4 protein-coding genes are annotated in these 3285 nt (G+C 38.5%); 1 reads left to right on the plus strand and 3 read right to left on the minus strand.

Features of this window, described 5'->3' with window-relative positions; translation table 11 throughout:
- Positions 1-8 precede the first annotated feature (8 nt).
- Together ACQR30_RS05045 and ACQR30_RS05050 are read right to left on the minus strand one after the other, a co-directional pair.
- The gene (locus ACQR30_RS05045; protein WP_429732177.1) at positions 9-335 is read right to left on the minus strand and encodes a DegT/DnrJ/EryC1/StrS family aminotransferase; all 327 of its coding nucleotides are present in this window, start codon (positions 333-335) and stop codon (positions 9-11) included.
- Entirely contained in the window at positions 322-942 is a 621-nt protein-coding gene (locus tag ACQR30_RS05050) for an acetyltransferase (RefSeq protein WP_429732180.1), read from the minus strand. The genes ACQR30_RS05045 and ACQR30_RS05050 overlap by 14 nt, the downstream gene beginning before the upstream one ends.
- Before the next feature lie 570 nt (positions 943-1512).
- Here ACQR30_RS05050 and ACQR30_RS05055 point away from each other — a divergent pair.
- Complete coding sequence (locus ACQR30_RS05055) at positions 1513-2112, plus strand: acyltransferase (protein ID WP_429732183.1); 600 nt, start codon at positions 1513-1515, stop codon at positions 2110-2112.
- Between the two features lie 200 nt (positions 2113-2312).
- Here the strand turns inward: ACQR30_RS05055 and ACQR30_RS05060 are convergent, their stop codons facing one another.
- Entirely contained in the window at positions 2313-3269 is a 957-nt protein-coding gene (locus tag ACQR30_RS05060; RefSeq protein WP_429732186.1) for a transposase, read from the minus strand.
- Positions 3270-3285: the final 16 nt, after the last annotated feature.

The following is a 3285-nucleotide window of genomic DNA, read 5'->3' on the forward strand; positions in this document are numbered from 1 at the left end:
GGGGGCTTTCACCAGCGGCATGCCTCACGGGCTACGCGAATAGCACCCAGATAAGCTATTGGATTGGCCGATGCAGAGAATGTCATGGATTGACAAATCACTTCGTCCCCGGGTTGCACCCCTAAAAGAATCAAACCCAAATGCAAAGCCGCTGTACCAGAACTTAAAGCAGATAAGTATACTTTATCTCCAAGATACTTTTGCAGGCTTGCTTCAAAGGCGTTTACATTAGGCCCCAGAGGCACCACCCAACCTGTTTCAATCGCCTCATTTACATATTTGCTTTCAGTCCCACCCAAATGTGGAAGCGATAAAGCTATTCTAGCTCCACTCATTTTTATTTATTTTTATTACTTTACCCGGATTTCCTACTACAGTTGCTAAATCCGGAACATCATTAATTATTACAGCGCCCGCCCCAATGGTCGCCCATTTGCCAACTTTGACACCGGGAATAAGTATGGCTCCTGCGCCAATATGCGCGCCTTCCCCTATGGTAACATTACCGCACAAAGTAGCATTAGGAGAAATATGTACAAAGTCTTTAATTATACATTCGTGATCAATACAAGCATTTGTATTGACGATGGTGTGCTTACCAATAGAAGTCGCAGCATTTATAGAAACACCGCTCATTATTACTGTACCAATATCTACAGATGCATAATTAGACACATTTGATGAAGGATGAATTGCCTTTCCGAATAATTCATTACGATTTTCCACAGCCAATCTTTTTCTAATTTTATTGTTTCCTATACTGATAATAAGGAAATCATCTTTTCCCATTTTATGATCCCCCCAATAATAAAGAGGAATATCTAATAGACGACCCTTGGAAATATCCTTATCAAAAAGTCCCAAAACCTCACCCCCACTGGATAGAATAATATCTATAATCACCATCCCATGACCTCCAGCACCTATTAGATAGTAACCCATTAATTTTTTTATTAGAATGCAAAGAAACTACATTTAAAATAAACTAATGGGACTCCTTTGGTAAATTTTGTATTAAGATTTGATATTCTTATATTAAAGCGTCCCGAATCATGTTGACCACATAACCAACCAAATGCAAGATTTATACGACGAGCCACCACAATAAAGAAATTTCCTGCATAACTACTGCTCCAAAAATCTCTATCGTTCCTGTATTTTATGCCCAATCCCAAAGAAAATATATCTCTAAATATCTAAAAAGATGACGCATTGGGAGAAATGGTATTGTCGCCCAAACTCGCGGCAGTATCTCATAAAGGATGTGAAATATATTCTTATAAATTAATACCGGATAATAACAGACTCTTGTAAAGAATTAATACACAACTATAAATAAAATGGTTTATTCTTGCAGTATTATTCACGTTACTTGTTCCTATTTTCAGCATTTAAAATGCTAGGTGTAGATTATATTTTAGGGGTTATCATAATAAATTGAACAAAGAGTTCTGAAATACCCAATGTCAATTAGCTTAAGGTGGCGGAATCTATAAAAGTAAAATAAACTATATGTATAATTCTTTTTTTAAACGAGCATATTTTCTTTGTATCAGGGTAAAAGGATTGGTTTTTTATTTTATTTTTCCAAATATCTTTAGATTAAGCAAAATTCAAGTCAGAAAACTACCAAAATGTGAGCAAAAAACTAAAATTACAGGACAAGGAAAGGTTGTAATTGGGGAAAACTGTTCTTTTGGTTATAAACTTGGGGGATTCCATAGAAAAGGCTCTGTAGAACTTCAAGCAAGATATAAAAATTCAATTATTCAATTGGGAAATAAAATCGCCACAAACAATAATATATTTATTTGTGCCGCCAATTTAATTTCAATCGGTGACAGAACTTTAATTGGGCAAAATGTTACCTTGATGGACTTTGAAGCCCATGGAATAAATCCCGATGAACGTTGGAAAGTCGGTGAAATTGGGAAAATTATTATTGAAGAAAATGTGTGGATAGGAAATAACGTAATAATTCTAAAAAATAGTAAGATTGGCAAAAATTCAATAGTTGCTGCAGGTGCAATTGTCAATGGAGAATTTCCAGACGATGTGATAATTGGAGGTGTCCCAGCTAGGATAATAAAAAAAATAGGAAGTGTAATTTAAACTGTGTCAGTTAATTTTTCATCTATCTTTAGGGTCTTCCTGTAAACTCAAAAAGGCTTCCAATATATTAAGATTTATAATGATTCATTCTCCCTTCCTTTCTATAATTTAGAATTTAAGGGAGAATTCTTTGTTTATAGGCATAACAATGCCTCAGCCGCTGTATTTGAGCCGCTGTTTTTTTGGATTGGCGGATGGTTTTAAGCGGCTCTGTCTTTGGGAAAGACTGCTTGTTGGATTCTTTTACTGATAATAGAAGCATTGGCGGTAAATATGCCAAAGAAGATCCAGCAGGTTTCCGTCGTTTGATTCCTGGCTTTGACGCGGTTAAGGTGATAATGATTCTTTTCATTACCAAAGCTACCTTCCAGCACGGTTCCTCTTTGGCGATTAAGGGCATCACGCATGGTTTTGGTTTGTTCAATCAAGGCGGGCTTCTGTCTGCCTTTGGGGACGAAGTTAGTGGTAATGCCGTTTTCACGGCAGTACCTCCTATTGGCATTGGTGGCATAAATAGCATCTGCACTATGATGAGTACACTTTCCAAAGAGTTTGCGATGTAGGTAAATGGTTTCACTGAGCTGGGTACCTTCGTTAAAGGCATCGTAGCTTAGACGTTGGATAAAACTGATACCATCAATTTGCAGCTTGTTGACCTTGGCACCAAACTCGACAGCCTTTACTTCCTTGCCCCGTACAATAGGACGGATATAGGGTTTGCTCAGCGATACGACCCGATTTTTTATTTGTGGTTTTTTGTCGCCAAAGGCTTTGTTGTATTGTTGATTTTGTAGGGTACGAATGGTGGCTAAGCGCTGCGTTTTGCGTCTGCTCACCTGGCATGCCGGGTTGGCTTGTAACTGATCATTCAAACCCAGCAACCGGTGGAGGAAACGCAATAGCTGCTTACGCAGCTTGCGTTCTTTGCGCTTGCTTTTTTTCTTGTTACGTTGGTAGTTCAGAAACAGGGCTCTGTGTTTGTCATAATTACTGCGGCTCTTACGCAGTCTTAACTGCTTTCTGAGCTGCTGGTTCAAGTCATACACCTGCTGGCAGCCCTGCCAAAGCAACTTGCAGTCTGTAGGATGGGCGATATAGCTTTCATAGCAGGTGGCATCTGTATATTCCGATGATGCTGACCAGGCAATCCGAAGCATGTTGACCACCTAGTAG

Origin of the sequence: Arachidicoccus sp. (assembly GCF_050436765.1) — a bacterium.
Lineage (GTDB): Bacteria > Bacteroidota > Bacteroidia > Chitinophagales > Chitinophagaceae > Arachidicoccus.